This window comes from Mycobacterium sp. SMC-11 (assembly GCF_046250095.1).
Classification (GTDB): domain Bacteria; phylum Actinomycetota; class Actinomycetes; order Mycobacteriales; family Mycobacteriaceae; genus Mycobacterium; species Mycobacterium heraklionense_A.
Window position 1 is genome coordinate 1244298 of the sequence record NZ_CP176430.1, and the last position, 24228, is coordinate 1268525.

Annotated in this window: 18 protein-coding genes and 1 pseudogene; 11 read left to right on the top strand and 8 right to left on the bottom strand. The window is 69.1% G+C overall.

Translation table 11 applies throughout. The features are described from left to right. Window positions 1-6 precede the first annotated feature (6 nt). The 3 genes from ACKY0X_RS05995 to ACKY0X_RS06005 form a co-directional block, all read right to left on the bottom strand. On the bottom strand, window positions 7-2940 hold the full coding sequence (locus ACKY0X_RS05995; protein WP_409428703.1) for a PE family protein: 2934 nt from the start codon (window positions 2938-2940) through the stop codon (window positions 7-9). A gap of 336 nt (window positions 2941-3276) precedes the next feature. Further along, a complete protein-coding gene (locus ACKY0X_RS06000) occupies window positions 3277-5283 on the bottom strand; it encodes an FAD-dependent oxidoreductase (RefSeq protein WP_409429521.1) in 2007 nt (668 codons plus the stop codon). 63 nt (window positions 5284-5346) lie between these two features. Then, entirely contained in the window at window positions 5347-5895 is a 549-nt protein-coding gene (locus tag ACKY0X_RS06005) for a PadR family transcriptional regulator (protein WP_409428704.1), read from the bottom strand. Window positions 5896-6060: 165 nt separating this feature from the next. On the opposite strand from ACKY0X_RS06005, the gene dapC reads away from it, so the two are divergent. After that, entirely contained in the window at window positions 6061-7158 is a 1098-nt protein-coding gene (gene dapC / locus ACKY0X_RS06010; RefSeq protein ID WP_409429522.1) for a succinyldiaminopimelate transaminase, read from the top strand. An 8-nt stretch (window positions 7159-7166) separates the two neighbouring features. On the opposite strand, the pseudogene ACKY0X_RS06015 reads toward dapC, so the two are convergent. After that, window positions 7167-7853 (bottom strand): annotated as a pseudogene (locus ACKY0X_RS06015) (HNH endonuclease family protein); the annotation flags it as partial. Between the two features lie 93 nt (window positions 7854-7946). Between ACKY0X_RS06015 and ACKY0X_RS06020 the strand changes: the two are divergent. The 3 genes from ACKY0X_RS06020 to ACKY0X_RS06030 are packed head-to-tail and all read left to right on the top strand — an operon-like array spanning window position 7947 to window position 10884. Further along, the gene (locus ACKY0X_RS06020; RefSeq protein WP_409428705.1) at window positions 7947-8849 is read left to right on the top strand and encodes a pseudouridine-5'-phosphate glycosidase; all 903 of its coding nucleotides are present in this window, start codon (window positions 7947-7949) and stop codon (window positions 8847-8849) included. A gap of 36 nt (window positions 8850-8885) precedes the next feature. Next, on the top strand, window positions 8886-10517 hold the full coding sequence (gene pruA, locus ACKY0X_RS06025; RefSeq protein ID WP_409428706.1) for an L-glutamate gamma-semialdehyde dehydrogenase: 1632 nt from the start codon (window positions 8886-8888) through the stop codon (window positions 10515-10517). Between the two features lie 19 nt (window positions 10518-10536). Next, the gene (locus ACKY0X_RS06030; RefSeq protein WP_409428707.1) at window positions 10537-10884 is read left to right on the top strand and encodes a carboxymuconolactone decarboxylase family protein; all 348 of its coding nucleotides are present in this window, start codon (window positions 10537-10539) and stop codon (window positions 10882-10884) included. Window positions 10885-10908: 24 nt separating this feature from the next. Here the strand turns inward: ACKY0X_RS06030 and ACKY0X_RS06035 are convergent, their stop codons facing one another. Next, window positions 10909-11628, bottom strand: coding sequence for a helix-turn-helix transcriptional regulator (locus ACKY0X_RS06035; protein ID WP_409428708.1), 720 nt, complete (start codon window positions 11626-11628; stop codon window positions 10909-10911). Between the two features lie 128 nt (window positions 11629-11756). Between ACKY0X_RS06035 and ACKY0X_RS06040 the strand changes: the two genes are divergently transcribed. Both ACKY0X_RS06040 and ACKY0X_RS06045 read left to right on the top strand, forming a co-directional pair. Then, window positions 11757-13169, top strand: coding sequence for an acyl-CoA synthetase (locus ACKY0X_RS06040; RefSeq protein ID WP_409428709.1), 1413 nt, complete (start codon window positions 11757-11759; stop codon window positions 13167-13169). Window positions 13170-13208: 39 nt separating this feature from the next. Further along, window positions 13209-13505, top strand: a complete 297-nt coding sequence (locus tag ACKY0X_RS06045) for a hypothetical protein (RefSeq protein WP_409428710.1) — start codon at window positions 13209-13211, stop codon at window positions 13503-13505. Between the two features lie 8 nt (window positions 13506-13513). On the opposite strand, the gene ACKY0X_RS06050 is transcribed toward ACKY0X_RS06045, so the two are convergent. Further along, window positions 13514-14191 (bottom strand): TetR/AcrR family transcriptional regulator, encoded by a 678-nt coding sequence (locus ACKY0X_RS06050; RefSeq protein WP_409429523.1) that lies wholly within the window; start codon window positions 14189-14191, stop codon window positions 13514-13516. Between the two features lie 124 nt (window positions 14192-14315). Here ACKY0X_RS06050 and ACKY0X_RS06055 point away from each other — a divergent pair, with 124 nt between their 5' ends. Both ACKY0X_RS06055 and ACKY0X_RS06060 read left to right on the top strand, forming a co-directional pair. Further along, the gene (locus ACKY0X_RS06055; RefSeq protein ID WP_065039415.1) at window positions 14316-14741 is read left to right on the top strand and encodes an MmpS family transport accessory protein; all 426 of its coding nucleotides are present in this window, start codon (window positions 14316-14318) and stop codon (window positions 14739-14741) included. After that, a complete protein-coding gene (locus ACKY0X_RS06060; protein ID WP_409428711.1) occupies window positions 14738-17644 on the top strand; it encodes an RND family transporter in 2907 nt (968 codons plus the stop codon). The genes ACKY0X_RS06055 and ACKY0X_RS06060 overlap by 4 nt, the downstream gene beginning before the upstream one ends. On the opposite strand, the gene dapD is transcribed toward ACKY0X_RS06060, so the two are convergent. Further along, a complete protein-coding gene (gene dapD / locus ACKY0X_RS06065; protein ID WP_409429524.1) occupies window positions 17641-18594 on the bottom strand; it encodes a 2,3,4,5-tetrahydropyridine-2,6-dicarboxylate N-succinyltransferase in 954 nt (317 codons plus the stop codon). The two genes, ACKY0X_RS06060 and dapD, sit on opposite strands and share 4 nt — an antisense overlap. A 103-nt stretch (window positions 18595-18697) precedes the next feature. Here dapD and dapE point away from each other — a divergent pair, with 103 nt between their 5' ends. Then, window positions 18698-19777 carry a succinyl-diaminopimelate desuccinylase gene (gene dapE, locus ACKY0X_RS06070; RefSeq protein ID WP_409428712.1) on the top strand — a complete coding sequence of 360 codons (1080 nt, stop codon included), beginning with the start codon at window positions 18698-18700 and terminating at the stop codon, window positions 19775-19777. Here the strand turns inward: dapE and ACKY0X_RS06075 are convergent. Then, a complete protein-coding gene (locus ACKY0X_RS06075) occupies window positions 19767-21797 on the bottom strand; it encodes an AAA family ATPase (protein ID WP_409428713.1) in 2031 nt (676 codons plus the stop codon). The genes dapE and ACKY0X_RS06075 overlap by 11 nt on opposite strands. Before the next feature lie 46 nt (window positions 21798-21843). On the opposite strand from ACKY0X_RS06075, the gene ACKY0X_RS06080 reads away from it, so the two are divergent. Both ACKY0X_RS06080 and fadD6 read left to right on the top strand, forming a co-directional pair. After that, entirely contained in the window at window positions 21844-22407 is a 564-nt protein-coding gene (locus ACKY0X_RS06080) for a TIGR00730 family Rossman fold protein (RefSeq protein WP_065039420.1), read from the top strand. A gap of 32 nt (window positions 22408-22439) precedes the next feature. Beyond that, window positions 22440-24227, top strand: a complete 1788-nt coding sequence (gene fadD6 / locus ACKY0X_RS06085; protein WP_409428714.1) for a long-chain-acyl-CoA synthetase FadD6 — start codon at window positions 22440-22442, stop codon at window positions 24225-24227. Window position 24228: the final 1 nt, after the last annotated feature.

Genomic DNA, 24228 nt, shown 5'->3' on the forward strand with positions numbered 1-24228 from the left:
CTGATATCAGGCGGCCGGCGGACCCGACAAGCCGTTAGATCCGGTGGTACCGGTCGCGCCGTCGGCACCGTTGCGGCCTAGTTCACCGACGCTGCCCTTATAGCCGCCCGAGGGTATTTCGCCCGCAGCGCCTCTGGCTCCGCCGTTTCCGCCTGCGCCGCCGGTTCCCCCTACGCCGCCCGTGCCGCCGGCACCGTGCGCGCCATCGTTGCCGGCGCCGAGGGCGATCCCGCCTGCGCCGCCGTTGCCGCCTGCGCCGCCGGCGCCGCCGTCCCCACCGGCTCCGCCGTCCCCACCGTCGCCGCCGTTGCCGCTGATGGAGCAGCCGCAGATCCCCCTCCCGTCGCCGCCGTTGCCGCCGTTGCCGCCGTTGCCGCCGCTGTCGCCGTTTCCACCTGCGGCGCCGTTTCCGCCGGCTCCACCGATGCCGCCGTCGCCGCGGATCACACCGCCGGCTCCACCGGTCCCTCCGGCTCCGCCCGCCCCGCCAGCCGTTCCGGCGGCGCCGTCTCCGCCCGTGCCGCCGTTTCCGCCGTAGCCGCCGGTGTTACCGATATTGCTGGTGGGATAGCCCAGTGTCAGGGCGTACCCGCCCCTGCCGCCGTTGCCGCCGTTGGCGCCGGCACCGCCGTTGCCGCCGTTGCCGCCGTCACCGCCGGTACCGAAATCGCTGCCCTGGTCACCGCCGTTGCCGCCCGCACCTCCGTTGCCGCCCGCGCCACCGTTGCCGCCGTCTCCGCCATCCCCGCCGTGGGCGGTGCTGCCGTAGTTGACGGTGTCGGCGAGGGCGTCGCCGCCGCGCCCACCGATGCCGCCGTTGGCGTGGTCGGCGCCGTTACCGCCGTCACCGCCGTTGCCGCCGTTGATGGTTCCAGGCCAGAACTGGGTCATTTCCCCGGCTCCGCCGTATCCGCCGTCGCCGCCGCGTTGGCCGGCGGTGCTGCCATCGGCACCGGCTGTGCCGCTTGAGCCATCTCCACTACCGTCGGGCGCGCCGTTCAACTTGCCGTTGGTCCCTCTTGTGGCGGCGCCGGTCTGGTTGAAGGCGGGATTGATGCCGTTGGTGCCTGCGGAGCCGTTTCCGCCGGTGCCGCCGTTGCCGCCGTTGCCGATGTTGCCGCCTGCGCCGCCGTTGCCGGCGTTTCCGCCGGTGCCGCCGTTGCCGGTGGAGGCGGGGTTGAGGGTGGTGAGGTAGCCGTTTCCGCCTGCGCCGCCGTTTCCGCCGTTGCCGCTGAGGGCGTCGTCGGATCCGCCGTAGCGGCCGTTGGTGCCGTTGGCGCCGGTGGTGGCGCCGTGGCCGCCTTGGCCGCCGAGGCCGATCGCTCCGGCGTCGCCGCCGGTGCCGCCTGCGCCGCCGTTGCCGCCTTGGGTGGTTGCGTCGCCGGCGTTGCCGCCGTTGCCGGCGTTTCCGCCGGTTCCGCTGTCGCCGCCTGCGCCGCCGGCGCCGCCGTTGCCGTCGGCGGCTGGCGGGCGCAGTCCGAAGATGCCGGTCTTGCCGCCGGCGCCGCCATTGCCTCCTGCGCCGCCGTTGCCGCCGGCACCTCCGATGCCGCCGTTACCTCCGAGACCGCCGTTGCCGCCGGTGGCGGTCACGGTGCTGTCGACGGTGGTGTGGTCGGCGGTGGTTCCGGCGGCGTTGCCGCCGTTTCCTGCGTTGCCGCCGTCGCCGCCGGCGGTGCCCGCGCCGCCGGCTCCACCGGCGCCACCGATACCTCCGATGGCGGCGGCACCGAACAGGCCCGAGCGGCCGCCGGCACCACCGTCGCCGCCGGCGCCGCCGGCGAAACCCGCCACGCCGTTGCCGCCGTTGCCGCCGTTACCGCCGTCGCCTCCGGTGGCGGTGGTGCCGGTGATGGCTTGTGCTGATCCGCCGTCGGCGCCGTTGCCGCCGGCTGCCCCGGTTGCTCCGGTGCCGCCGTTGCCGCCGTTTCCGCCGAGGGCGTTGGTGATGCCGTCGTCGCTGAGGCTGTCTTGACCGGCGCCGCCGTGACCACCGGCTTGGGCGCCGGTGTCGCTGAGCGCACCGCCGCTGCCGTTGCCCCCGGCCAGACCCGCCGTGTTGAGGGCGGGCAGTGTCCCGGCGTCGGTGCCGTCGGCGGCGCGCCCGTCGAGCACTGGCGCGATCCCGTCGGCGCCGCGCCCGCCGGCACCGCCGGCACCACCGATGCCGCCGTCGCCGAATAGGTAGCCGGCGGCGCCGCCGTTGCCGCCTGCGCCGCCTGCGCCGCCGGCACCGTCGATACCGTCAAATCCGGTTCCGCCGGCCCCGCCGATGCCGCCGTTGCCCAGTAGCCAGCCGCCGGCGCCGCCGTTGCCACCGTTGCCGCCGGCTACCGCGGCATCGGTGCTGTCCAGCCCGGCGCCGCCGGCACCACCGTTGCCGATCCATCCGGCGTTGCCGCCGTCGGCGCCGGCCGCTCCGGCGCCGCCGTCACCGAATAGGAAGCCGCCGTCGCCGAGGTCCCCGAAGATCCCTGAGCTGCCGAATACCGAGTCGTTGGTGCCGGTGAAGCCGTCGATGCCGTTGCCGAGCAGTTCGCGGCCGAACAGGTACACGAACGGGTCGTTGACGACCGAGATGATCTGGGAGGCAAATGGATCGGCCAACACCGATTGGCCCACTCCGTTGACGGTCTCGACTAGCCACTGGTCGAAATCGGTCAGGGAACTACCGAAGGCTGCCCCCGCCAACGGGTCAGTCCATGTCAGATCCAGGCTGTCCCACCAGGGTGTTGATTCCCACCCCGATGCGGTCCACAGGGTCGGATCGAACAGATCGGACAACCAGTCCAGTTCATCGGCTTGGGCTGGCGGCGCTACCGCCGACCCTAAGGCCAAAAACGCGCCCACACCCGCCGCAGCGCACCCGCGCCGGGCACTCCCACGCGCACCAACCCACCCAACGCTGGGATCACCCTTCACGCCCTGCCGACGCGCCATGACACCGCTCCCTCCGAGCTGCAGAACCGCAAATCAACCTGAGAACGCCTCAAGTTGCGCTAAGGGAACCGGATGTCGAAAACCGTGTCCACCCAATGCATCACCATGAAAGAAATGCGCAGGGCGCCGATGCAGAGAAATCTGCCAGGGCGTTACGGCGTCAAATCGACCGGTCGTTCAGATCGGCCTAGGGGAGGCTGATTATGCTGGTGGACAGCAGGATTAGATTTATACGCATCAAGATATGAATTCGGCTCTGCGCGTCATTCGGCCTATTTCCCTGCTGCGCAAGGACATATGCTATGGGCTCGTCGATCGCGTCCGCAGTGACGCTCGTTACAGTCGCGCGGCCAGCTCGGTGCCCTGCTTGATGGCCCGCTTGGCATCCAGCTCGGACGCCAGTGCCGCCCCGCCGATGATGTGCGGGCTCACGCCGTGCTGACGCAATCCGTCCTCGAGGTCGCGCACCGACTCCTGCCCGGCGCAGATCACCACGTTGTCCACGGCCAACACCTGCGGGCGCGACTTGTTCGGGCCGTAGCTGATGTGCAGCCCGTCGTCATCAATGCGGTCGTAGTTCACCCCGGAGAGCTGCTGCACGTTCTTGGCCTTCAACGATGCCCGATGGACCCAGCCGCTGGTCTTGCCCAACTTGCGGCCCTGGGCGCCCGCGGTGCGGGCCAACAGGTAGACCTGGCGGGCCGGCGGCGCCGGGTCCGGCGGCAGCAACGCGCCCCTGGCCTCCCAAGGGTCGGCGGCGCCCCATTCGGCCTTCCACTCTTTGAGATGCAGCGTCGGCGAAGAGTCGGGGGAGTCCAGTACCAGGAACTCACTGACGTCGAAACCGATTCCGCCGGCACCCACCACCGCCACCGAGGAACCCACCGGTCGGCCCGCGATCGCCTCGGCATACGACATCACCATCGGATGCTCGATGCCCGGGATCTGCGGGATCCGCGGTTTGACCCCGGTGGCCAGCACCACCTCGTCGAAGCCGATCAACTCGTCGACGTGGGCGCGGCTGCCCAGGCGTACCGCAACCGCGTACTTGTCCAGCATGGTGGTGTAGTAGCGGATCGTCCCGGCGAACTCTTCCTTGCCGGGAATCCTTCTGGCCAAGTCGAATTGGCCGCCGATGACCTCGTTCGCCTCGAACAGTGTCACCTCGTGCCCGCGTTCGGCGGCCGACACCGCCGCGGACAACCCGGCCGGCCCGGCGCCCACCACCGCGATGCGCCGGCGCCGCCGCGTCGGGCTGAGCACCAGCGTGGTCTCGTGACCGGCTCGGGGGTTGACCAGGCAGGAGACCTTCTTGTGCACGAAGGCGTGGTCCAGGCAGGCCTGATTGCACGCGATGCAGGTGTTGATCTCATCGGCGCGGCCGTCGGCAGCCTTGCGCACCCAGTCCGGGTCGGCCAGCATCGGGCGGGCCATCGAGATCAAGCGCACCGAGGTCTCGGCGAGGACCCGTTCGGCGGCCTGCGGCATGTTGATCCGGTTGGATGCCACTACCGGGATGGTGACGTGATCGGCGACGGCGCTGCTGATGTCGACGAATGCGTTGCCCGGGACCGACGTCACGATGGTCGGCACCCGCGCTTCATGCCAGCCGAAGCCGGAGTTGATCATGGTGGCGCCGGCTTCCTCGACTTCGGTTGCCAGCGTGAGGATCTCCTCCCAGCTTTGGCCATCCTCGACGTAGTCGGCCATCGACATCCGGTAGCAGATGATGAAGTCGTCGCCAACGGCCGCGCGTGTGCGAGCCACGATCTGCACCGGGAAGCGGCGCCGATTGGCCGCACTACCGCCGTAGCCGTCCGTGCGCCGGTTGGTGCGCGCTGCCAGGAACTGGTTCAGCAGGTAGCCCTCGCTGCCCATGATCTCCACCCCGTCATAACCGGCCTCGCGGGCCAATTCGGCGGCTCGGGCGAAGTCGGCGATCGTCGACTCGACCCCGCGGGTGGTCAACGCCCGCGGCCGGAACGGATTGATCGGTGCCTTGATGCTCGAGGCGCTGACCGAAAACGGGTGGTAGGCATAGCGTCCCGCATGCAGAATCTGCAGCGCGATCTTGCCGCCGGCATCGTGCACGGCTTCGGTGATGCGCCGATGGCGTCGCGCGTCGGCGCGGGTGGTCATTGCTGAGGCGAACGGCAGTAGCCAACCTGACCGGTTCGGGGCGTATCCGCCGGTGATGATCAGCCCTACGCCGCCGCGGGCGCGTGCCGCGAAGTACTCGGCCAGTTTGGCGGTGTCGCCGGCGCGGTCTTCCAGGCCGGTGTGCATCGAACCCATGACCACCCGGTTGGGCAGGGTCGTGAAACCCAGGTCCAGCGGGGTCATCAAGAGCGGGTAGGGATTGATGGATTCTGTTGTCACAGCGGTCCCTTCATCGCAGTGTCCCGGTCACTGCAGCGCCCGGGTAACCTCGTCAAGCCAGTCAATTGCGCTCTCCTCCGCGCGAATGCCGCCCCGCAACACCAGGTACTGATGCAGCGCGGCGCCCGTCAGGGAGCGGGGATCCGGGAACTGCTTCTTCTCCAGTGCGCGGTAGACGTCCAATCGCTCGCCACGTTCGGCGCGCAGGTCCACGGCCTGTGCGCGCACCGTGGCGCGGTCGCTGTGGCCGGCGCCGCGGATCTTGACGGCCAGTTCGCGCAGCCGGTTGTCCACCACCGAGCTTCCGCGCCCGGCCAGTGGGGCCGCGATCCAGCGGGCCAGCTCCGCGCGACCGGCCTCGGCGACGGTGTAGACCTTCTTGTCCGGGCGGCCCTGCTGGGCTACCTCGGTCACCTGCACCCAGCCGTCGGCCTCCATGGCTCGCAGCGTCCGGTAGATCTGCTGGTGGGTGGCGCTCCAGAAATAGCCGATCGAGCGGTCGAAGCGGTGGGCGAGCTCGTAGCCCGAACCCGACTGCTCGCTCAACGACACCAGGATCGCGTGCGGAAGTGCCACGCGGGGAGCATAGGCAGCCGGGCACCACCTATGCAACTTGTTGCACAACAACTGAGTGCATAGCCGGTCCTAGCCCCGATGGGCCGTGGTGGTCGCGACGCCGCAGCGGCCTCTACTATCAGGACCGATGAATCCGCCCTGCGTCGCCGCAGCCTCGTGAGTCCCGTGCGCGGCGGCAGATCGGCCGCACTGCCGACATTTCCCTGGGACACCCTGGCCGAGGCGACGGCACTGGCCAAGGCGCATCCCGACGGCATCGTCGACCTGTCCGTCGGCACCCCGGTCGATCCGGTGGCCCCGGTCATCCGCGAGGCACTGGCTGCGGCGTCCTCCGCGCCGGGGTATCCCACCACTGCCGGCACTGCGGCGCTGCGCGCTTCGGCGGTCGCCGCGCTGCAACGGCGTTACGGGATCACCGGCCTGGCCGAGTCGGCGGTGCTGCCCGTCATCGGCACCAAAGAACTCATCGCTTGGCTGCCAAGCCTGCTCGGCCTCGGCGATCAGGACGCGGTCGTGGTCCCCGAACTGGCCTACCCGACCTACGAAGTGGGCGCTCGGCTGGCTGGGGCGCGGTGGGTGCGCAGCGACGCCCCGCAGCTGCTCGACGGTCCGCCGCCGGCCCTGGTGTACCTGAATTCGCCGAGCAACCCGACCGGGGCGATCGCGACCGCCGACGAGCTGCGCGCTGTCGTGGGCTGGGCCCGCGAGCACGACGTCCTGGTGGTCTCCGACGAGTGCTATCTGGGCCTGGGCTGGGACTCCGAGCCGCGGTCGGTGCTGCATCCGGCGGTCTGCGACGGCGACCACCGCGGCCTGCTGGCGGTGCATTCGCTGTCGAAGACCTCCTCGCTGGCGGGCTACCGAGCCGGTTTCGTCGCCGGGGACGCCGCGGTGGTGGCCGAACTGCTCGCGGTCCGCAAACACGCCGGGATGATGGTGCCCACCCCGATTCAGGCGGCCATGGTCGCCGCCCTCGACGACGACGCCCACGAGCAGCAGCAGCGTGAGCGCTACGCCCGCCGCCGCGCGACGCTGCTGCCGGCGATGCAGGCGGCCGGCTTCACCATCGAGTTGTCGCAGGGCGGGCTCTACCTGTGGGCCACCCGCGGCGAGGCGTGCCGCAACACCGTCGACTGGCTGGCCCAGCGCGGCATCTTGGTGGCGCCCGGCGAGTTCTACGGCCCGGCCGGCGCGCAGTACGTGCGGGTGGCGCTCACCGCAACCGACGAGCGGATCGCCGCGGCGGCGGCCCGGCTGGGTTAGCGGCCCGGCGCGCCGCATTCGCCGGTGAGAATCCGCTCGATCGCGTCGTGTTCCGCCTGGGTCACCCACAGGCCGTAGCCGGACTTCACCGCGACGATCCGCGAGACGTAGGCGCAGCGATAGGACTTGTTGGGCGGTAGCCAGGTGGCTGCGTCGCCGTCGCCCTTCTGCTCGTTGACCGGCCCGCTGGTGGCCTGCAGGTTCAGCGGATCGTTGGCGAAGTTGCGGCGCGTGAGCTCATCCCACTGCTGGGCGCCCTTCTGCCAGGCATCCGACAACGCCACGACATGATCGATCTGCACCGCCTGGGAGGTAGCCCGACCGCGCTGGAACGCGATCACGGTGCCGGTGTAGGGATCGTTCAAGACACCGGATGTCACCACGCAATCAGCGGTGCCCGGCCTGGTCTCGATGTCGAGCAGGTCGCGGCGCAGGATGTCGTTGCGGGTGTCGCACCCGTTGTGCCCGCCGGGGACCGTGACGTCGTCGCTCCACGCCTGGCCGAACAGGGCGCGCGAGTAGCCGGTCTTGGGTGCGCGGCCCTTGATCGGCAGCGCGTCGAGCATGGCCAGCTCGGCGGATCCGTCGGCGGCCCCGACCGGAACCGGGTCCGCGGTGGCGGCCGGCGCCACGATCAGCAGGGCCGCGGTGAGCGCGGCAAAACAGGCTGGCCACCTGCGTCGCTGGTCGACCACGGCACCTCCAGTCCGGTGAACAGTCGCGGACGCTACCAGGCTGCCCCGACACGATCGATACGCGCCGATCGCCGCGCGCCATAGGCTGAGCGGATGCGCATCCATCCCGAGGTCGCCGAGGCGTTGGCCGCCGGGCGGGCCGTGGTGGCGTTGGAGAGCACGATCATCAGCCACGGTCTGCCGCGTCCGGACAATCTGCGCATTGCGCGCGCCATCGAGCATGCCGTGCGCTCGGCGGGTGCGGTACCGGCCACCATCGCGATCGTCGACGGCCAGCCGCACATCGGCCTCGACGACGATGCGCTGCATCGCATCGCCATCGGTGGCACGGCGATCAAGGTCAGTGTCCGCGAGATCGCGATGCTGGCCGCGGTGGCCGGGGACGGTGCGACCACGGTCGCCGCGACCGCGCACCTGGCGGCGGCAGCCGGAATCACGGTGTTCGCCACCGGCGGATTGGGCGGTGTGCATCGCGGCGCACAACACAGCTACGACGAGTCCGCGGATCTGACCACCCTGTCGCGCACCCCGGTGCTGGTGGTGTGTTCGGGCGTGAAGTCGATCCTGGACATCGGTGCCACGTTGGAGCGATTGGAGACGCTGTCGGTGGGGGTGATCGGCTACCGAACCGACCGCTTTCCGGCCTTCTACCTCGCCGACTCTGGCCACCCACTCGACTGGTGGGTCCAGACGCCCAAACAGGCTGCCGCGGTGCTGCGGGCTCGCGACCGGCTGGGCACCGACGGCTACGGCCTGGTGCTGGCCAACCCGATTCCCGCCGACGCCGAGCTGGACCGCGAACTGCATGACCGGGTGCTGGCCGATGGATTGGCCGCCGCGCGGGCCGCGGACATCCACGGCAAGGACGTCACCCCGTTCCTGCTGGATTATTTCCACCGCGAGACGCGCGGCGCATCGGTGGCCGCCAACGTCGCCCTGGTGTTGGCCAATGCGCGGGTGGCCGCTGAGGTTGCCGTGGCCTACGCCGCCGGGTGACCGAGCGCGGCAGCGTATCTGGGCGCATCCTGGTTTATGGACGCAATCACCGAAGTACCGGTTCCGGTCAACGAGCCGGTCCACGACTACGCGCCGGACTCGGCGGAACGCACCCGACTGCGCACCGCGCTGGCTGCGCTCGCCGACCAACCCCGCGACTTGCCGCACATCATTGCCGGCCGGCATCGGATGGGCGATGGTGCGCGCATCGACATCGTCCAGCCGCACCGGCACGCCGCCGTGCTGGGCACGCTGACCAACGCTACCCATGCCGACGCCACCGCCGCGGTCGAAGCCGCAGCCGCGGCCAAGAGCGACTGGGCGGCAACCCCGTTCGACGAGCGCGCGGCGATCTTCCTGCGCGCTGCCGACTTGCTGGCCGGCCCGTGGCGGGAGACCATCGCCGCCGCGGGCATGCTCGGCCAGTCCAAGACCGTCTATCAGGCCGAGATCGACGCGCCGTGCGAGCTCATCGACTTCTGGCGATTCAACGTCGCGTTCGCCCGCCAGATCCTGACGCAGCAACCCATCAGCAGCGCGGGAGTGTGGAACCGCAGCGACTACCGGCCGCTGGACGGGTTCGTCTACGCCATCACCCCGTTCAACTTCTCCTCGATCGCCGGCAACCTGCCCACCGCCCCGGCCCTGATGGGCAACACGGTGATCTGGAAGCCGTCTGTCACCCAGACCCTCGCCGCCTACCTGACCATGCAGCTGCTGCAGGAGGCCGGGCTGCCACCGGGGGTGATCAACCTGCTCACCGGGGACGGCTACGCGGTTTCCGAGGTGGCGCTGGCGGATTCGCGGCTGGCCGGAATCCACTTCACCGGCTCGACGGAGACCTTCCGCGCGCTGTGGCGTCAGGTGGGCGCCAACATCGACCGGTACGGCAGCTATCCGCGACTGGTCGGCGAGACCGGCGGCAAGGACTTCGTGGTGGCGCATGCTTCGGCGCGGCCGGACGTGTTGCGTACTGCGCTGATTCGCGGTGCCTTCGACTACCAGGGGCAGAAGTGCTCGGCCGCCTCCCGGGCATACATTCCGCGCTCGTTGTGGCGGCGCTTCGGCGACGACCTGCTGGCCGCCACGGCGGAGCTACGCTACGGCGACGTCACCGACCTGACCAATTTCGGTGGCGCGCTGATCGACGGGCGGGCGTTCGCCAAGAACGTGCGCGCCATCGAGCGCGCCAAAGCCGCCACCGGAGTCGAGATCGCGGTCGGCGGTGACTATGACGACAGCGTGGGCTACTTCGTGCGGCCCACGGTGCTGCTCTCCGATGATCCGGCCGACGAGATGTTCAGCACGGAATACTTCGGCCCGCTGCTGTCGGTACACGTCTACGCCGACGAGCAGTACGTGCAGATTCTCGACCTCATCGACACCGGATCGCGCTACGCGCTGACCGGGGCGGTCATCGCCGAGGACCGGCACGCGGTGCGTACCGCACTGCAGCGGTTGCGGTTTGCCGCCGGGAACTTCTACGTCAACGACAAACCGACCGGTGCAGTGGTGGGGCAGCAGCCGTTTGGCGGATCGCGCAACTCGGGCACCAACGACAAGGCGGGTTCACCGCTGAACCTGCTGCGCTGGACGTCGGCGCGAACGATCAAAGAGACCTTTCTGCCGCCCACCGAGCACGGCTACCCGCACATGGCGACGCCGTGAGCCTGATACCCTAGGGGGTATGAGTCATTACCAGGAAGTCCTCAACGAACTGAACCCGCAGCACCGTGACCTTCGGCAACAGATTCCCGGCGTCTACCAGGCGTTCGGCGAGATGAGCAAGGCCACCTTCGAATCCGGCGCCTTGGAACGCAAGGTCAAAGAGCTGATGGCGATGGCGATGGGTGTGGTGCAGGGCTGCGACGGATGCATCGCCTCACACGCACGGGCGGCGGCACGCGCCGGGGCCACCAAGCAGGAGGCCGCCGAGGCCATCGGCGTCAGCATTCTCATGCACGGCGGTCCGGCCACCATTTACGGGGCTCGTGCCTACACGGCGTTCTGCGAATTCGCCGACGACGCGGAGTAACGATTCTGCGTCGAGCCGGCCGGGTCAGCTGCCGATCACCCTGGCGATGCACAGTTCCGGTTCGACGAACGGTTCCAACTCTGCGCTGCCGCCGGGAGCGTTCTCGGCGTTGAGCAGCCCACGCAGCAGGCCCCGGTGCATGGCGCAGCTGACCTCGGGGTGTGCTCGGGCCAAGTCGCGAACCGGGCACGCGTGCAGCAGGATCGTGCGCCGGCGCTCGCCGTCCTCGGTCGCCGCGGTCAGTTCCGCGCCGAACCCCATCCGCGCGAAGATCCCCGCGATCCGGTCGGCGCACTCGTCGATGCCGGCGTCGGCGGCCGATCCGTTCGGCGTGGCGGGGCCCTCGGCGGCGGTGTCGTCGGAGGCCAAGATCCGGTCGGCCCAACGCTGGCCCGCTCGTTCGGCACGTTCCTGGCGTTCGGCGGCGGTCTCGCCGAGCTCCATGGCCAATATCTCGGCCAGGCTGCGGTAATCCAGGCGGTCACGCACCGCCACGTAGCCGGTGCGGGGCCGCCCGACGCCGTCACGTTTGATCCGGGTCCGGGCGACCGCCCCTTCCTCGCACAAGGCATCGAGGTGGAAGCGCACCGTGGTGACGTGCAGGTTCATCCGCTCGGCGAGCTCGGCGGCGTCGACCGCTCCACTGGCGGCGCCCACCAACCGCAGCACCCGGTCCCGTTGCTGGTTGCGTGGCAACCGCTGACTGCGAGCGGTGCCCTGCCGCTGGACGGACTGGTCGTGCATGGGAGTACCTCTCCTTGAGGAGTTGCCCATAAATTAAGGGAACTGACTCGTTGATACCACTTGTGGCGGTCGGCCGCCGTCCGGTCGGTCGGCTGGGCCAGCGGTGCGGACCGGGTAACGTCCCCCAGATGCTGCTGACCTCGCTGGCTGCCGACGGCTCGAACGCCTCGGACATCGCCGATGCGGTGCGTATCGACAACACCCTACTGAGCCGTGCCGAGCTGAGTACCGCTTCCGCGGCAGTGCTTGAAGACCTTGCCGGGGCGTCGACGGTCGCGGTGCTGGCCACCCCCACAGCGCAGACCGTGCTGGCGGTCACCGGCTGTCTGCTCGCCGGGGTCCCGGTGGTACCGGTCCCCGCTGACGTCGGCATCGCCGAACGCCAGCACATCCTGCGTGACTCGGGAGCGCAGGCCTGGCTGGGGGAGCGGCCCGACGACCTTGCCGGGCTACCGCATTTCCCGGCGCGCGCCGGATCGTCGCACCAATTGCCCGAACCGGATTCACGCGGCGAAGACGACACCGCGTTGATCATCTACACCTCCGGCACCACCGGCCCGCCCAAAGGTGTGCAACTGAGCCGGCGGGCGCTGGCCGCAGACCTGGACGCACTGGCACAGGCCTGGCAGTGGAGTCCCGATGACGTGCTGGTGCACGGCTTGCCGATGTACCACGTTCACGGCTTGGTCTTGGGTCTGTTGGGTTCGTTGCGGGTAGGCAACCGCTTCATACACACCGGCAAGCCGACGCCGGAGGCATACGCGGCGGCACGCGGCACGCTCTATTTCGGGGTGCCCACGGTGTGGTCGCGGGTGGTGGCCGATGCGAGTGCTGCCGCAGCGCTGCGGCCCGCGCGGCTGCTGGTCTCGGGCAGCGCGGCGCTTCCCGTCCCGGTGTTCGAAGCCCTCGTCGCCCAGACCGGTCATGCCCCCATCGAGCGGTACGGCAGCACCGAATCGCTGATCACGCTGAGCACCCGGGTCGACGGCGAACGGCGCCCGGGATGGGTGGGCCTGCCGCTGCACGGGGTGCAGACCAAGCTCGTCGCGGATGACGGCGGCCCGGTGCCGCACGACGGCGCGACGATCGGCCGGCTCGCGGTGCGGGGGCCGACGCTGTTCAACGGTTATCTCAACCGGCCCGACGCCACTGCCGAGGCGTTCGACGCCGATGGGTGGTACCGCACCGGGGACGTGGCGGTGATCGACGGCGACGGCATGCATCGGATCGTCGGCCGCGAATCGGTCGATCTGATCAAGACCGGCGGCTTCCGGGTCGGGGCCGGTGAGATCGAGACGGCGTTGCTGGGCCATCCCGCGGTATCTGAAGTGGCCGTCGTCGGATTGCCCGACGAAGACCTGGGGCAGCGGATCGTCGCGTTCGTCGTACCCTCGGCCGGCGGCGCTGCGCAACCCAGCGAATTGATCGACTATGTCGGTCAACAGCTGTCGGCGCACAAGCGGCCTCGCGAGGTACGGATCGTGGATGCGTTGCCGCGCAACGCGATGGGAAAGGTGCTCAAGAAAGCGCTGCTGACGTAGGCTCCGCTTGGGCGAATCGCAACCAGAAGGGTGGGCCCCGTGAAGCCTAGGAACCGATTCAGTCTCGTCGCCGTCACCGTTCTCGCCGGCGCGACGGTCCTGCTTGGCGGGTGCTCGGCGGTGGACAAGGTCATCAACAAGGGTGGCGACACCACCTGCGGAGAGTTCAACGGCCACACCGACGAGAAGCAGCGCTCCGAGATCGCCAAGATGCTCAAGGACCGAAAGGGCGGCGAGCCCTCGAACCTGGAGCTGTCGGGAACGCAGGTGGCGGTCAGCGCCTATTGCAAGACGATCGGGAAAGACAGCGACAAGATCAGCAGGGCGATGCTGTAGCGCTCAGCTCATTCGCGGCTGCGGTCGCCGCAGGGGCCTGCCGGTTCCCAGCTTCGCATTGCGCACTGGACTGCGTCGTCATTGAGGGCGGCCACCGGCAGCGGCAATTGATCACTGCGACAGCGCATCCCGTCGATAAGGATGGCCACAAAACGACGCCACAGGTGTGCGTCGACATGGCCGGCGAACTCGCTCACGGTGCCGGCCAGCAGACCGAAGATCGGCATGTCGGTATCGGACAGTTCCGGGCGCAGGCGGCCGTCGCTGCGCGCCCGTTCGACGAGGCGCTTCTGAACCGGAATGAGTCGCTCCTGGGCAGCTGTCACGCGATCGCCGCCGTATGACTTGCTGAAGGCGATCTCCCGCAATCCCCGGTCGGTCGCGGTGATCTCACACATCTGCTCGACGTACCAGACGAACCCCTGCCAGGGATCTGGTTGTTGCAGAGCTGCTTGCGCCAAATCCGCCAGCTGGTTCAGGCCGTCTTCGAAGATCGCCTCGAGCAGCTCCTCCTTGCTGGCGAACCGTCGGTAGACCGTGCCCACCCCGACGCCCGCATGGTGTGCGACGTCGTTGAGGTTGGGCTCCAATCCCTTGCTGGCAAACAGGTCGCGGGCCGCTTCCAGGATGCGCTTCCTGTTGCGCTCGGCGTCCTTGCGCAACGGGCGCTCCGTCGTCTCACTCACGTTCACCTGCCAAGTGTAATGGGCGCAACATCAAACCGGATTGACTTAATCCGCTTACATAGTTAGCTTAGCTACCTGGAGCGGAGACGGCGACCGGCCTGGTCAACGTCGGGGAGGGCGGACGATGAAAAGGCTGATCAGCCGGGTTTGGCTGCCCGCTTTGATCGTGATGGCGGTGGTGGCGGGAGCCGTCACCGTCGCACAGCTGCGGACCGTGTTCGGTGCGCATCCGGTCGTCGTGACCGACTTGTCCTCCGATAACGCCGAGGACTTCAACCCGAAGTTCGTGACCTACGAGATCTTCGGTTCGGGCACCACTGCCGTCATCAATTACATGGACCTCGAAGGCAAGCCGCAGCGCGTCACCGATGTCGCGTTGCCGTGGACTCTGACTCTGCAGACCACCTTGCCCTCGGTGATGCCCAACATCCTGGCCCAGGGCGACGGCGACAGCATCAGCTGCCGGGTGACCGTCGACGACGAGGTCAAACAGGAAAGGACGGCTACCGGAGTGAACGCCGAAACCTTCTGCTTTGTGAAGGCCGCATGAGCGCGCCGACGGCCGGCGCGCCGACCGAACCCATTCCGGCCGCGCGTCACGCCGCCCGCCCGGGGCTGCCCCGATTCATCCGCAAGTTCGCGGTGCCGATCATCTTGGCCTGGATCGCCTTCGTTGCCGTACTGAACATCGTCGTGCCTCAGCTCGAGGAAGTCGGCAAGATGCGTGCGGTGTCGATGAGCCCCAACGACGCCCCGTCGATGATCGCCACCAAGCGCGTCGGAAAGGTGTTCCAGGAGTACGACACCTCCAGCTCGGTGATGATCGTGCTTGAAGGCGAAGAGCCGCTGGGCGCGGCAGCGCACGAGTTCTATGACCAGATGGTGCGCGATCTGCGTGCCGACACCGCCCACGTGCAGCACGTCCAAGATTTCTGGGGCGACACACTGACGGCCAAGGGCGCCCAGAGCGCCGACGGCAAGGCCGCCTACGTTCAGGTCTACATCGCCGGTGACCAAGGGGAGACGCTGGCCAACGAGTCGGTGGATGCGGTGCGCCGCATCGCGTCCGAAGGGCCCGCCCCCGCCGGCGTGAAGGCCTACGTGACGGGGCCGGCGGCAACAAGTTCCGACCAGAACCATGTCGGCGACAAGAGCATGGAAACCATCGAGATGCTCACCTTCGCCGTCATCACGGTGATGTTGTTGGGCGTCTACCGATCCATCATCACCACCCTGATCGTGCTGCTGATGGTCGTCTTCGAGCTGTCGGCCGCCCGGGGACTGGTGGCATTCCTGGGATTCCACAACCTGTTCGGCCTGACGACGTTCGCGACCAACATGCTGGTGACGCTGGCCATCGCCGCCTCCACCGACTACGCGATCTTCCTGATCGGTCGATATCAGGAGGCGCGCAAAGCCGGCGAGGACCGAGAAACCGCTTACTACAGCATGTTCCACGGGACCGCGCATGTGGTGTTGGCCTCCGGGCTGACCATTGCCGGGGCCACGTTCTGCCTGCACTTCACGCGGCTGCCGTACTTCCAGACGATGGGCTTCCCGCTGTCGATCGGCATGGTGATCGTGGTCGCCGCGGCCTTGACCCTGGGGCCCGCAGTCATCTCGGTGTGCAGTCGCTTCGGCAAGATTCTGGAACCCAAGCGCGTCACGCGGTCGACCGGGTGGCACCGGGTCGGTACGGCCACCGTCCGCTGGCCCGGAGCGATCCTGGTGGCCGCCGTTGCGGCGGCGCTGATCGGCCTGCTCACGTTGCCCGGGTACCACACGAGCTACAACGACCGCATCTACCTGCCCGATGACGTCGCGGCGAACGTGGGCTACTCAGCGGCGTTCCGGCACTTCTCCCAGGCGAAGATGAACCCGGACCTGATGATGATCGAAACCGATCGGGATCTGCGTAACCCGGCGGACTTCCTGGTGATCGACAAGATCGCCAAGGCCCTCAAGAACGTGCACGGTATCGCCCAGGTGCAGACCATCACCCGCCCCGACGGGGACCCGATCAAACATTCCACGATCCCGTACACCGTCGGTCAAAGCGGCACGGCCCAGCTGATGAACAACGACTACATGCAGACCAACCTGGAGAACCTGCTCAGCCAGGCCGATGATCTGCAGGCCAGCATCGACTCGATGACCGAGATGATGAACATCCAGCAGGATCTGGCCGAAGTGTCGCAGCGGATGGCCGACAAGATGTCCAACACGGCCGTCGACATTGGCGAAATGCGGGACCACATGGCCGATTTCGACGACTTCTTCCGGGTGTTCCGCAACTACTTCTACTGGGAGCCGCACTGCTTCGACATCCCGATCTGTCATGCTCTGCGGTCGATCTTCGACGCCCTGGACGGAGTCGACACCATGTCTGCCGACTTCGACGAGATCGTGCCCGACATGCAGCGCATGGCCGAACTGATGCCGCGGATGGTTGCGGTGATGCCGGCGCAGATCCAGTCGATGAAGAATCAGAAGCAGACGTTGCTCAACCAGTACCAGGTGCAGAAGGCCCAGCAGGACCAGAACATGGCGATGCAGGAGAACTCCACGGCCATGGGCGAGGCGTTCGACACCGCGAAGAACGACGATTCGTTTTACCTGCCGCCGGAGGCGTTCGACACCGCCGACTTCAAGCGTGGCATCAAGCTGTTCATGTCGCCGGACGGACATGCGGTGCGGTTCACCATCATTCACCAGGGTGACCCGTTGACACCGGAGGGGATATCGCGCATCGAATCGCTGAAGGTCGCGGCGGCCGATGCGATCAAGGGAACACCGTTCGAGGGGGCCAAGATCTACCTCGGCGGCAGCGCGGCGATGTTCTACGACATGCAGCAGGGCGCCAACTACGACCTGCTGATCGTGGCGACGGCCGCACTGATCCTGATCTTCATCATCATGATGGTGTTGACCCGCGCCGTGGTCGCCGCGACGGTGATCGTCGGCACGGTGGTGCTCAGTCTCGGTTCGGCGTTCGGCCTGTCAGTGCTGATCTGGCAACACATCGTGGGCATCCCGCTGCACTGGATGGTGCTGCCGATGTCGGTCATCGTGCTGCTCGCCGTCGGCGCCGATTACAACCTGCTGCTGGTCTCGCGGATCAAGGAAGAGATCCACGCGGGCCTGCACACCGGGCTGATTCGCGCCATGGTCGGCACCGGTGCCGTGGTCACCGCCGCGGGTCTGGTGTTCGCCTTCACCATGGCCTCCATGGCGGTCAGCGCCTTGATCGTGATCGGCCAGGTCGGCACGACCATCGGGCTGGGCCTGCTGTTCGACACCTTGATCGTGCGGTCGCTGATGACACCGTCGATTGCGACGCTGCTTGGGCGCTGGTTCTGGTGGCCGCAGATCGTGCGTCCGCGGCCGGTTCCGCAGCCCTGGCCGCAGCCGATCCAGCGGGACCCCGCGAAGGAGGAGCAGGCGCTGGTCTAGTTGGCGTGCAGGTCTTCGTTGAGCGCGATGCCCTGGCCGTCGCGGGCCACCACCTCGACCGCGCCGGTCTGCGAGTTGCGGCGGAACAGCAGGTTGTTGCCGCCGGCCAGATCGCGGGCCTTGGCGGTGCTGCCGTCGGGCAGGCTGACTTTGGTGCCGGCGGTGACATACAGCCCGGCCTCGACCACGCAGTCGTCGCCCAGCGGGATGCCCAGCCCGGCGTTCGCCCCCAGCAAGCAGCGCTTGCCGATCGAAATCACCTGGGTTCCACCGCCGGACAGCGTGCCCATGATCGACGCGCCGCCGCCGACATCGGAGCCGTCGCCGACCACCACGCCCGCCGAGATGCGGCCCTCGACCATCGAGGCACCCAGCGTGCCCGCGTTGAAGTTGACGAATCCTTCGTGCATCACCGTGGTCCCGGACGCCAGGTGCGCACCCAGGCGCACCCGGTCGGCGTCGGCGATGCGCACCCCGGAGGGCAGCACGTAGTCGACCATGCGGGGGAACTTGTCCACCCCGTAGACCGTCACCGGGCCGCGCCGGCGCAGCCGGGCCCGCGTCGACTCGAAGCCCTCGACGGCGCACGGCCCGTAGTTGGTCCACACCACGTTGGTCAGCACCCCGAACAGGCCGCCGGCGTTCAGGCCGTGCGGCGCCACCAGGCGGTGCGAGAGCAGGTGCAGCCGCAGGTACGCGTCGTAGGCGTCGGCGGCGGGCTCGTCCAGTGCGCCGATCACGGTGCGCACCGCGACCGTCTCGGTGCCGCGGTCCTCGTCGGCACCGAGCAGTCCGGCCAGGTCGGCGGGAACGTCGCCCGCACCAAGGCGGGTGGTCCCGGCTCGGCCCGAACCGCCCAACTCCGGTGCGGGAAACCAGGTGTCGAGCACGGATCCGTCTGCGGCCAGCGTCGCTACCCCGACGCCCGAAGCTCCAGTCACGCTGGTCAGGCTACGTTCTCCGCGCGAGAAGACGCAAAAGCCCCCTGCGGACCCGAAAATTGGGGGCTTTCACGTCTGCTCGGCGGGGAAACGCACCCACTAAGCTGAGTCCGTGCTGGACCTGCACTCCGACCCGATCGCCCTGACCGCAGCGCTGGTGGACATTCCCAGCGAGTCGCGGCACGAAGCGCGTATTGCCGACGAGGTCGAAGCCGCGCTGCGGGCGCAGACTTCCGGTTTCGAGATCGTCCGCGACGGCGATGCGGTACTGGCCCGCACAAATCTGGGACGCCCGACCCGGGTGCTGCTGGCCGGGCATCTGGACACCGTGCCGGTGGCGGGTAACCTGCCCAGCCGGCGCACCATCACCGCTGACGAGGGCGACGTGCTGCACGGTTGCGGCACCGTCGACATGAAATCCGGGGTCGCCGTGTTCCTGCACCTGGCGGCCACCCTCACCGAGCCCGCGCACGATCTGACCTGCGTGTTCTACGACTGCGAGGAGATCGAAGCGGCCGCCAACGGGCTGGGCCGCATCGAACGCAACCTGCCGGAATGGCTGGCGGGTGACCTCGCCATCCTCGGCGAGCCCACCGGCGGCTTCATCGAGGCCGGCTGCCAGGGCACCCTGCGGGTCGTCGTCACCGCGACCGGCACGCGGGCGCATTCGGCGCGGTCCTGGCTGGGCGACAACGCCATCCACAAACTGGGGGCGGTGCTGAATCGGCTGGCCGCCTACCAGCCGCGCAGTATCGACATCGACGGCTGCGTCTACCGCGAGGGTCTGTCGGCGGTGCGCATCGACGGTGGAGTCGCCGGCAACGTCATCCCCGATGCCGCGAGCGTGACCGTGAACTTCCGCTTTGCCCCGGACCGCACGCCGCACGAGGCGCTGATCCACGTGCAGGAGGTATTCGACGGCCTGCACGTCACGATCGAGCAGACCGACGCCGCCGCGGGCGCCCTGCCGGGGCTTACCGCACCCGCCGCCGCCGCGCTGGTGGCCGTCGCCGACGGTCAGGTGCGGGCCAAGTACGGCTGGACCGACGTGTCGCGGTTCGCCGCGCGCGGCATCCCCGCGGTCAACTACGGCCCCGGTGATCCCAACCTGGCCCACACCGTCGACGAGCGGGTGCCGGTCGGGCAGATCAGCGCCGTGGCCGGGCTGCTGCGCGGCTACCTCAGCTCTTAAGCCGGTCCAGCGCGGTCCGGCCAAACGCGCAGTCGACCTCGTCGCACAGCCGGCTCAGCGGGTCGACAGCGCGGGCATCGCCGAGCTGAGCGGCGGTGTCCCAGGCCTGCAACGCCACCGCCGATTGCCCGGTGCGCTCGGCCATCCGGGCGGCTTCCCGGGCCGCGGCGATCGCCCCATGCTGATCGCGCATGCCGGCCCGCTGCCAAGCCCGGGCCACCCCCAGCTCCGGAGCGAACAATGCCGATTTGGTGCCGTGCCGGGATTCGGCCCGGCTCAACGCCTTTGCCGCGCCGGCGATGTCGGCCTGGCGGGCCAATGCGGTGGCCAGCAGTGTCAGCGACAGCGGTCCCCACGAGTAGCCGGTACGTTCCAGGGTGGCCGCGGCCGGTGCCAACATTTTGGTCGCAGCGTCGTACTCTTCGGCGGCGATCAGCACCTGAGCCACCAGCACCTCGCCGATCGCCCGGCCAGGCTGGGACAGCTCCGCGAAATCGGTGAACTGCCAGGCCTGCTCGCGCGCCTCGGCGAGGCGGTCGGCCATCAGCAGGGCGGTGATCTCGGCCAGCCCGACGGTGAACCGCAGCACCCCGGGATGCTCGGCCTCCAGCGCCCGGCGCGCTAGGGGGCCGACGTCGGCGAAGCGGCCGGATCGCGCCGCGCACAGGGCCGCGGCGCTGCCCGCCCAGGCCACCGCCATGTCGTCGGCGGCCGGGTCGGCCAGGACCGCGGTGGCGGCCTCGACGGCGCGGCCGATGTTGCCGGCATTCATCGCGAAGGTGGCGCCGAGCGCGTCCAGGGTGATGCGCGGGGCCGCGCCGGTCACCCGACCGCGCGTGGCCGCCAGGAATGCGGTGGCGCGTTCGGGCTCGCCCAACATGAAGAACTGATTGGCGGCGCGCGGCAGCGCCCAGGCCATCAACTCCGGCTCGCTCAGACCGGCCGGGTCGACGGCCGCCAGTACCGCGTCGGCGTCGCGCCCGCGGCCCTGCCAGCCCAGTGCGTGCGCCAACGCCAGGCGGGCCGCCAGCCCGTCCGACCGATCCAGGGCGTGACGGGCCAGCCGCTCACCCAGTTGCAGGTCGCCCAGCCGCAACGCCTGCTGGGCGGCGTCCACCACCTCGGCGGCGGGCTGAGGCGCATCGCTGTCGGCGGCCAGCGCCGCCAGCCGCAGCTGCTCGCCGACGTGTGCACAGGGCCGGGCTGCCAGCGCGCCGACCACTTCGCCACGTCGGGCACGCGCATCGTCGAGTCCCAGTGCGTCGCGGGCCCGCTCGGCGAACAGCGGGTGCGCGGTGTAGACCACCGGGTCCGGTTCGCGGCCGCCGCGAGTGCGGGTCTCCACCGCGCCCAGTTCCTCGGCGTGGCGGACCGCGTCGGCGCTGGTGAGGTTGATCAGGTCGACCAGCGGCAGCGGCTCGAAGACGGCCAGGTAGTCCAGCGCCGCACGCGCGTCGGCCGGCAACCCCGCCACGAAGGCGTCCACGTCGCCGCCGGCCTCATTCGCCTCATCTACGGCGGTGATGTCGATGCGAGTCAGTAGATCGTCGCCCCATAGTGCGGTGATCGGCGGCGGAGGCGCAGGGGAGCAGTCGGCGCGCCCGGTGACGATCACCCGGGCCGTCCCGGTCAGCGCCAGTTGGTAGACCAGCGTCGCCGACAAGATGTCGAGCAGATGGGCGTCGTCGACCACCAGCAGCAGCTGGTCCCGCGCCTCGACCAGCGACGCGCGCGCCGCCCGCAGCAGCGCGGCGGGCTTGCCGATGTCGGCCACCGCAACCAGATGGCTGAAGGCGCCGAACGGCACATCGCGCTCGGCGGGGGTGCCGATCACCCAGCACACCCGGGTCCCGGGATGGCGGTCGGCGTAATCCTCGGCCGCTAACCGGGCCAGGGTGGACTTGCCGCACCCGTCGGGACCGAGCACCACCGCGCCGGCCCGGGCCCCGCCGGGGTCGAGCGCTGCGGTGAGCCGATGCAACGCCGCCGAATGCTCGGGGACGTTCCACCGGATCGGCATCGCCGAGAGTTTACGGTCTGAGCCAACGGCCCGATAGCCTTTCGGTGTGCGGTCGAGCGAATGGGCGGTCTGTGTCTACTGCGCGTCGGGCCCCAGTGATCCGGCACTGCTGGCGTTGGCCGCCAAGGTCGGTGCGGCAATCGCCGAGCGGGGTTGGACGCTGGTGTGGGGAGGCGGCAACGTCTCGGCGATGGGCGCGCTCGCCGTGGCCGCCCGCGAGCGCGGCGGGCACACCGTCGGGGTGATCCCCAAGGCGCTGCTGCATCGCGAGGTGGCCGATGTCGACGCCGACGAGCTGATCGTCACCGACACGATGCGCGAGCGGAAAAAGGTCATGGATGACCGCGCCGACGCGTTCCTGACCCTTCCCGGCGGCATCGGCACGCTGGAAGAGCTGTTCGAGACCTGGACCGCCGGGTATCTGGGCATGCACGACAAAGAGGTGGTGCTACTCGATCCCGACGGCCACTACGAGGGGCTGTGGACGTGGCTGTCGGGACTGATCGACACCGGTTTCGTGGCCCGGCGTGCGATGGATCGTCTGCTGGTGTTCGGCGAGATGGAGGCGGCGCTGGACGCCTGTTCACCCGGTACCGCCGGTACCGGTTAAGCTCTCGATTTTCGGCGAAATGAGGCGATAACGTGTCCGACCACGACTCCGGCACCGTCACCCAGGTGGGACTGGTCGACGTTCTGGCCCGTACCCCCCGCCTGTTGGCCGACGGGCCGACCATCCTGCGCGGGCTGTGGACCGGGCTGCGCGCTCGCCCCACCTCCAAGGCCTCGATCGGCAAGGTCTTCCAGGACCGCGCGGCCCAAGTCGGTGATCGGGTCTTCATCCGGTTCGGCGAGCAGCAACTGACCTACCGCGAAGCCAACGAGACCGTCAACCGCTACGCCGCCGTGCTGGCCGCGCGCGGCGTCGGCCACGGCGATGTCGTCGGGATCATGCTGCGCAACTCGCCGGACGCGGTGCTGATGATGCTGGCCGTCGCCAAATGCGGTGGGGTCGCCGGCATGCTCAACTACCACCAGCGCGCTGACGTGCTGGCCCACAGCCTGGGCGTGCTGGGTTCCACCCTGCTGATTGCGGAGTCCGACCTGGTCGATGCCGTCAAGGAGTGCGGCTGCACCGACGCGCCGGTGACCATCGAGGAGTTCCGGCGGCTGGCCGCCACCGCACCGGACGGCAACCCCGCCTCCGTCAACGCGGTACTGGCCAAGGACACCGCGTTCTACATCTTCACCTCCGGCACCACCGGCTACCCCAAGGCCAGCGTGATGACGCACTACCGGTGGTTGCGTGCGCTGGCGACCTTCGGCGGCGTCGGGCTGCGGCTGCGCGGCAACGACACGCTGTACTGCTGCCTGCCGCTGTACCACAACAACGCGCTGACAGTCGCGGTGTCGTCGGTCCTTAACGCCGGTGCCACCCTGGCCCTGGGCAAGTCGTTCTCGGCCTCGCGGTTCTGGGACGAGGTGATCGCCGCGGACGCCACGGCCTTCGTCTACATCGGCGAGCTCTGCCGGTATCTGCTCAACCAACCCGCCAAACCGACCGACCGTGCGCACAACGTGCGGGTGATCGCCGGAAACGGGCTGCGGCCGGAGATCTGGGACGAGTTCACCCATCGGTTCGGCATCAAGCGGGTCTGCGAGTTCTACGCCGCCAGCGAGAGCAACAGCGCGTTCCTCAACGTGTTCAATGTGCCGCGCAGCACCGGCGTCTATCCGCTGCCGCTGGCCTATGTGCAGTACGACCCCGACACCGGCCTGCCGCTGCGCGGCGCGGACGGCTGGGTACAACGGGTGCCTGCCGGCCAACCCGGGCTGTTGCTGAGCCCGGTGAACCGGTTCTCGCCGTTCGACGGCTACACCGACCCGGAGGCCAACGAGAAGAAGCTGGTGCGCAACGCCTTCCGCGACGGCGACTGCTGGTTCAACACCGGTGATCTGATGCGCCCCCAGGGCATGGGGCATGCCGCGTTCGTCGACCGGCTCGGCGACACCTTCCGATGGAAGGGCGAGAACGTTGCCACCACGCAGGTCGAGGCCGCGCTGAGCGCCGACGACGCGATCGAGGAGTGCGCCGTCTACGGCGTCGAGGTGCCCGGGACCGGTGGCCGTGCCGGGATGGCCGCGGTCAAACTGCGCGACGGCGCGACCTTCGACGGGCCGGGGCTGGCCGCGGTGGTCTTTGACCAGCTGCCCTCCTATGCGGTGCCGCTGTTCGTGCGGGTGGTGCCGTCGATGGCCCACACCACCACGTTCAAGAGTCGCAAGGTGGAGCTCCGCGAGCAGGGCTACGGCGGCGGTGGTGCGGTCATCGAGGACCCGCTGTACGTGCTGGCCGGCCGCGGCGAAGGCTACGTGCCCTTCTACGCCGACTACCCCGGCGAAGTAGCGGCGGGTCAGCGACCGAAGGGCTGAC

What these genes read in the sequence shown, in the direction of transcription:
- ACKY0X_RS05995 (WP_409428703.1), bottom strand. Translation starts at nt 2,940, where the DNA reads ATGGCGCGTCGGCAGGGCGTGAAGGGTGATCCCAGCGTTGGGTGGGTT.
- ACKY0X_RS06000 (WP_409429521.1), bottom strand. Translation starts at nt 5,283, where the DNA reads ATGACCCCGCTGGACCTGGGTTTCACGACCCTGCCCAACCGGGTGGTC.
- ACKY0X_RS06020 (WP_409428705.1), top strand. Translation starts at nt 7,947, where the DNA reads ATGCGCATCCATCCCGAGGTCGCCGAGGCGTTGGCCGCCGGGCGGGCC.
- pruA (WP_409428706.1), top strand. Translation starts at nt 8,886, where the DNA reads ATGGACGCAATCACCGAAGTACCGGTTCCGGTCAACGAGCCGGTCCAC.
- ACKY0X_RS06030 (WP_409428707.1), top strand. Translation starts at nt 10,537, where the DNA reads ATGAGTCATTACCAGGAAGTCCTCAACGAACTGAACCCGCAGCACCGT.
- ACKY0X_RS06035 (WP_409428708.1), bottom strand. Translation starts at nt 11,628, where the DNA reads ATGCACGACCAGTCCGTCCAGCGGCAGGGCACCGCTCGCAGTCAGCGG.
- ACKY0X_RS06040 (WP_409428709.1), top strand. Translation starts at nt 11,757, where the DNA reads ATGCTGCTGACCTCGCTGGCTGCCGACGGCTCGAACGCCTCGGACATC.
- ACKY0X_RS06055 (WP_065039415.1), top strand. Translation starts at nt 14,316, where the DNA reads ATGAAAAGGCTGATCAGCCGGGTTTGGCTGCCCGCTTTGATCGTGATG.
- ACKY0X_RS06060 (WP_409428711.1), top strand. Translation starts at nt 14,738, where the DNA reads ATGAGCGCGCCGACGGCCGGCGCGCCGACCGAACCCATTCCGGCCGCG.
- ACKY0X_RS06075 (WP_409428713.1), bottom strand. Translation starts at nt 21,797, where the DNA reads ATGCCGATCCGGTGGAACGTCCCCGAGCATTCGGCGGCGTTGCATCGG.